The organism is Photorhabdus akhurstii, from assembly GCF_018448925.1.
GTDB classification, from domain to species: Bacteria; Pseudomonadota; Gammaproteobacteria; order Enterobacterales; family Enterobacteriaceae; genus Photorhabdus; species Photorhabdus akhurstii.
On record NZ_RCWE01000033.1, the window covers coordinates 40264 to 47671 of the forward strand.

General features: G+C 51.2%; 1 protein-coding gene. It reads left to right on the forward strand.

Going from position 1 to position 7408, the window contains the following annotated elements; all coding sequences use genetic code 11:
- On the forward strand, nucleotides 1–7408 hold a 7408-nt coding region (locus tag EAE93_RS21585; RefSeq protein ID WP_214040544.1), incomplete at both ends, for a hemagglutinin repeat-containing protein.

Sequence of the window (7408 nt, forward strand, 5' to 3'; positions counted from 1 at the left end):
CTGGAAGCCGGTGAAATTGATAACACCGCCGGCAAGATAGATTCACAAGGCGAAACCACGCTAACTAGCCAAAACCTCAACAACACTGACGGTAAAATCCTCTCGAAGGGAAAAGCCGATCTGACAACACAAGCAGTCAACAACCAACGTGGACTGATACAATCCTCAGACAGTCTGAAATTAGATACACAACAGCATGAACTCACTAACACCGATAGCGGTAAAAACGGAATCGTCGCAGAAGATGCCCTGGAACTGACTACCGGCAAACTGATCAATGACCGCGGCGATATTCGTGGTAACGAAACCCGCATTAACACTCATCAGCAAGCACTAAACAACTTGGCTGGCACCATATTCAGTAAGAAAAACCTACAGCTCGACAGTGGAGAACTTAACAGTACTGGCGGACGAATAGAGTCTACCGGCGATATGACGCTGGACACGCACGGAGAAAAACTGACCACCGCCAAAAGTGGTGATACCGGTGGCGTTATTAGCAATGGAGCATTGACGCTGACCACTGGTGAAATTGACAACCAAGATGGCGTGATTACCGGTACAAGAGCAACCACCGTTACTGGTGGTGAACTGAAAAACCAAGGCGGGACCCTCGCCAGTAAAACCAGCTCTCTCACATTGACCGTGAAAAAAACCGATAACAGCGACGGCCTGTTACAATCCGAGGGTGATCTGACACTCGATACACAAGGTGAGCTACTGACTAACCTCAACAGTGGCAAAACCGGGGGCATAATCGGTACAGGCAATGTCAAACTAACCGCTCAAGGCATCAATAATGAAGCGGGCTGGATCCATGCGGATAAAAACCTGACTCTGGATGCACAACAAGGCAAAATAACCAACCGCAACAGCCAACCTAAACAAGGGATCTCAAGCAAGGGAGAGTTGACAATAACTGCGGACACCATCGATAACCAACAGGGAAGAGTTATCGCCGATAAGCAGCTCAAAGTGACATCAACAGGTACCGTTGATAATACCAGCGGTAAAATGGTCAGCCAGCATCAACAACTGGAACTCAATACCGGCGAACTGAATAACGCCGGTGGTCTGTTGCAATCCCACACAACTCTTTCACTCAACACTCACGGCCAGAAGCTGATTAACACTCAAAGCGGAGATAAACACGGCATACTCAGCGGCAGTGACCTGACACTGGAAGCCGGTGAAATTGATAACACCGCCGGCAAGATAGATTCACAAGGCGAAACCACGCTAACCAGCCAAAACCTCAACAACACCGACGGTAAAATCATCTCGCAGAAAAAAACCGAACTGACAACACAGGCGGTCAACAACCAAAGCGGACTAATACAATCCTCAGCCAGTCTGAAACTGGATACCCAACAACAGAAACTAACGAATACCAATAGTGGAAAATTTAACGGAATCCTCGCACTAGGTGGCTTAAAACTGATTACAGGTGAACTCATCAATGATCTCGGATATATCCGTAGCGATGAAACACATATTGATACGCATAAACAGACATTAAGCAATCTAACCGGCACTATAGTCAGTAAGAAAAACCTACAACTCTATAGCGGCAAGTTAGACAGTACCGGTGGACTAATAAAGTCTGGCGGCAACATGACGCTAGATACTCACGGAGAGAAACTGACCAACGCCAAAAGCGGTAAGACCAAAGGCGTTATCAGTAAAGGAACTATGACACTGACCACCGGTGAAATCGACAATCAGGATGGTGCGATCATCGGTACAGGAGCAACAACAGTTACCGGCGGTGAACTGAAAAACCAAGGCGGAACACTCATCAGCGAAAAAGATGCGCTGACATTATCGGTGAACCAAACTGACAATAGCGGCGGCTTGTTGCAATCCGCAAGTAAGCTGACTCTCAATACGCACGGCCATTCCCTGACCAATAAAAACAGTGTTGATAAAGGCGGCATTCGCAGCCAAGACGACATATCCATTACCAGCGGTGATTTACATAATCAGGTCGGCATGATTACTAGTCGTAAAATCACCACCCTGAACACTGCTGCCGTGAATAATACTCAGGGCACTATTGCTGGTGCTCAACAGATAAAACTCACTACCCAAGCATTCAATAACCAACAAGGCACCGTCGATTCTGATGGCAACCTGAACCTCAACACCCAAGGCCAACGCCTGAATAACCAAGGTGATAAAGATAAATCAAGCAAATTCTCTGCCCAAGGAGATTTGACACTGGATATCGGTGAGTTAAACAACGACGCCGGTTTTATCGCCGCTGATGGCAAAACTAAGATTACCGGTACAACTCTCACCAATAAAAAAGGACGAATTGCGGGCAACAGTGGACTGGACATTCATAGCCAAACACTTACCAACCACAGTGGCTCATTAAAGTCAGCAAAAACCGTCAATATTGACACGAACGGGCAGCTACTGAACAACCAGCATGGCCAGATTATGGGCGATGGCAACACCACGGTAACCAGCGGCAAACTGGATAACCAACACGGACACATTCAGGGTAAAAAACTCACCATCGACACCGGGCAAACCGATACGGATAACCAGGACGGTAAGCTGTTGTCAACAGACACCATGAGCCTGAATACCCTACAGCTCGACAACCGCCGCGGGCAGGTCAACGCCATAGGTGACGCGACGATTGACGCACAAAAACAAACGAATAACACTGGCGGCTTTATCCACAGTGACCACCAACTGACACTCAAAACAGCAGAACTCATTAACCGGGAGACTAATCACCTTGACCAAGGTATCGAAGCCCAAGACCTGATAATTGAAGCTCAACAAGTGGATAACACCCAAGGCGCATTACGGGGAACCAACCGCCTGCAAGCCATCATTAGCCAGTCACTGAAAAACGAACAAGGACTCGTCTCCGGTGGAAAACAACTCACCATCAAAGATGAAACCCAGGAACTGACAGTGAATAACCAGCAAGGCACACTGATTGGGAGTGAAATGGTCAATATTAAAGCCAACTCCTTGAGCGGTGACGGCCAGACCTTATCACAGGGCGATATGGAGGTAAAATTAAAACAGGACTTCCACAATACCGGCAACATCGCCGCCGACGGTAAGCTGTCTCTGGAAACCGACGGCAACATTATCAATAACAGCACAATTAAAGCCTGGCAAACATTGCATCTGGGAGCCCAAAACCTCACCAATACCCAGACCGCGGAAATCAGTGCCAAGCAAACCGAAGTCAACGTCCGCAACACGCTGACCAACACCGGACTCATTGACGGCGAACAGACCCATCTCACCGCCAAAGTACTGGACAACACTGGAACCGGACGTATTTACGGTGACCAAATAGCCCTAAAGACTGGCACTCTCAATAACACAGCGAAAGATGGCAAAGCCGCTGTCATTGCCGCCCGGGACCAATTAGATATCGGCACCGGAACCCTCAACAACAGTAACCATGCCCAAATTTACAGCGTGGGTGACATGCGCATTGGTGGACAACTGGATGAAAACCTAGCTGCTACTAGTCAAGCTGGCCGACTCAGCAACCACGCGGCAACCATTGAGGCCGGAGGTAACCTAAAGATTGATGCCGCTATTATCAAAAATACCAACAACGGTTTGGTCACCCATATCGTCGAAACAGAAAAATCTCAGCGTCATGAAGCAGTATTGAGCGGCCACACTACCCGCTATGATTGGTCACAAGTAGACACTTCCTACAGCAACAAATACGGCGTACATACCGCTGTTATGCCGGATGGTAGCAGTGATGATGAGTTTTACGAGTACCGATATACCCGTACCATCAATGAAACCCAGATAAAAGAGAGTGATCCGGGTAAAATCCTGTCCGGGGGTAATATGACCATCAATAGCGCGATGCTGACTAATGACGACAGTCAGATAGTAGCGGGTGGAATACTAGGGGGTGATATTGACGAGCTGCACAATAACGCCACCAAAGGCGAACGTATCATCACGGATGAAGGTAGCGAAATCCGTTGGTATGCCAAAAAGAAAAAACGTCGATTCAGAGGAACCAAAACCTCCCAAGGAAAAGACTGGGACGACTATAACCCAGCACCGATAATCGAAACCATTGACCTGAAAGCCCTAGCCTGGCAGGGCAACACTCGTCCAAACTCCACCGGCATAACAATCGGTGACAGGCAGCAAAGCCATGTTCAAAGCGCGCCAGCTGGGATTAACCAGACCTCAAGAATGGCGGAAGCCGGTGAAGTTACGTTCACAAACGCCACTATCAACGCCATCACACTACCGAACAGGGACATACCGATCGATCGTCCATTTCTTTCTCCTACAGGCCAACAGACTGAGCAAATATTATCGTCCAGCACAGTGGCACTACCAAACCGAGACGCACTGCCTGAACACCCCACACTTCCGCCTACCAGTCAACAGACTGAGCAGATATTATCGTCCAGCACAGTGGCACTACCAAACCGGGATGCACTGCCTGAACACCCCACACTTCCGCCTACCAGTCAACAGACTGAGCAGATATTATCGTCCGGCACAGTGGCACTACCAAACCGGGACACCCTGCCTGAACACCCCACACTTCCGTCTACCAGTCAACAGACTGAGCAGATATTATCATCCAGCACAGTGGCACTACCAAACAGAGATGAACTCACTGAACACCCGGTACTTCCACCAGTTCAACAAACTGAACGGGTACTCCCCCCTGCCACTGTCACCCTACCAAACAGTGTTACATTAGATGAGCGCCCGCTGGTGTTACCAACCGGCCAACAATTTGAACTGGCACTACCGTCTGATACCGTCCAAGGCCAAAGCATCGAACCGCTTATCCGCATCGTTGCCCCAGACACCCGCCTGCCGGACAACAGCCTGTTTGTCGTACAGCCGGGCAGTGACAGCCATTACCTAGTGGAAACCGACCCTAAATTCACCCAGTATAAAAAATGGCTGGGTACGGATTATATGCAACAACAGTTAACCCTTGACCCGACACTGGCACATAAACGCCTGGGAGATGGGTTCTACGAACAGCGTCTAGTGCGTGAGCAAATCACCCAACTGACCGGGCAGCGTTATCTGGCCGGACACAACAACGATGAAACTCAGTTCAAAGCACTAATGGAAGCTGGCGTTACTTTCAGTAAACGGCAACAACTTACCCCCGGTATTGCACTGAGTCCGTCACAGATGGCACTGCTCACCTCAGACATTATCTGGTTGACCAACCGGACCGTGACTCTGGCAGATGGCACAAAACAGACCGTGACCGTGCCACAAGTCTACGCTCGCGTGAATAAAGGCGACTTGACCGGTGACGGCGCCCTGCTCTCCGGCAAAAACGTGACAATAAATAGCCGAGGAGATATCACCAACAGCGGCGCCATCAGCGGACGTGAAATCACCAAACTGACAGCAAACAATCTGACCAACAGCGGCTTTATCCAAAGCGGCAAAGTGGATTTAACCGCCCGGCAGGACATCACCAACCTTGGCGGACAAATTCGGGGTCACGACCACGTTTCCGCACGGGCAAACCGGGATATCATCAGTACCTCTACCCTGCGCGGAGAAGGTGCTGACCGCTGGCTGGACCGACAGGCGGGTATTTATGTCCAAAATGACAACGGCGCCGTGTCGTTGAAAGCCCTCAACAACATCCGCCTCACCGCTAGTGAAATCGATAACGCCGGCAAAGGCAGCCAGACAGAGATAACCGCGGGACTCGATCTGACTCTGGACACCCTGCGTACTCATCGCACGGAAAACAGTGACTGGGGGAGCGACAACTATCGCCATCTGACACAACAACATGACGTTGGTAGCCAGATAAGCACTGCCGGCAACCTAGCCCTGCGAGCGGGCAATAACCTCAATGCCACCGCAGCTAACATGAACGCCGGTCAGCGACTGACGGCACGGGCCGGAAACAACCTCACTCTAGATGCCGGTACCGCTTCATCCGACCTGATAGAACACAGCAAACAGACCAGTAAGGGCTTACTCTCCAAATCCTCCATCGAAACCCACGACGAAGTGCATGAACGCCGGGCGCAGAGCACCACGCTCAGTGGCGACAGCGTGACTGTACAGGCCGGGAATAACCTGAATATCACCGGCAGTAACGTGGCAGGTACTCAGGATGTTAATCTGGCCGCCGGCAATCAGCTCACCGTCACTACCGCTGATGAAGCCCGTCATGAAACGCACTTCAAGCAAGAGAAAAAATCGGGACTGATGGGCACCGGGGGTATCGGCTTCACCGTCGGCAAAGCCAGCCAAAAATCCACTACCGACATCGACAGCAACCTCAACAAAGGCAGCACAGTAGGCAGCAGTCAGGGCAGTGTAACATTCAGCGCCGGAAAACAGCTCAACCTTCACGGCAGTGATGTGGTGGCGGGCCGCGATATGCAACTTTCCGGTCAAAATATTAACATCACCAGTGCGGAAAACAGCCACACCGCTGTCACCAAAACCGAACAGAAACAAAGCGGCCTGACCGTAGCCCTGTCCGGCACCGCAGGCGGGGCCCTGAATTCCGCTGTTCAAACAGTTCAGGCGGCCAGAAGTGAAAGTGACAGCCGAATCAAAGCCTTACAAGGCACCAAAACCGCCCTTAGCGGAGTACAGGCAGTCCAGGCTGCCCGTCTGGCCAATGCTAAAGGCGGTGACGACAAAGCCAACAACAACCTGGTGGGTGTCAACCTCTCCTACGGCAGCCAGTCCTCCCGGTCAGAGCTGAAACAGCACCAGACCACTCAACAGGGCAGCAGCCTGATGACCGGAGATAATCTCACCCTCACCGCTTCCGGCACACCAGACCAAAACGGAGATATTCGTATTCAGGGCGGTCAGTTGCAGGCAGGTAAAGACCTGCAACTCAATGCCAGCCGGGATATCCAGCTCTCATCCAGCCAGAACACCGAACAGACCACTGGCAAAAACAGCAGTCGCGGCAGCTCACTAGGAGTCGGTTTCACCGCCGGACCGGGGGGCACGGGTATCAACCTCTCCGCCAGTGTCAACTACGGCAAAGGCCGTGAAAGCGGCAACGGCGTCAGCCATAATGAAACTACGCTGGATGCGGGACAAACCGTCACCCTCAACGCCGGTCGGGATGCGACGCTTAAAGGTGCCCAGGTCAGTGGCGAACAGATTACCGCCGACGTCAAACGACACCTGACGCTCAGTAGTGAGCAGGACAGCAACCGCTACGATATGAAGCAACAAAACGTCAGTGCCGGCATCAGTGCCAATGTCGGTCCGGGTTCAGGCGGTTCATTGAACCTGAGCGCCAGCCGCGACAAAATCCACAGCAACTTTGACTCCGTACAAGAGCAGACCGGACTGTTTGCCGGTAAAGGCGGCTATCAAGTGAAAGTAGGTGAACACACCCAGCTTGACGGCGCAGTCATTG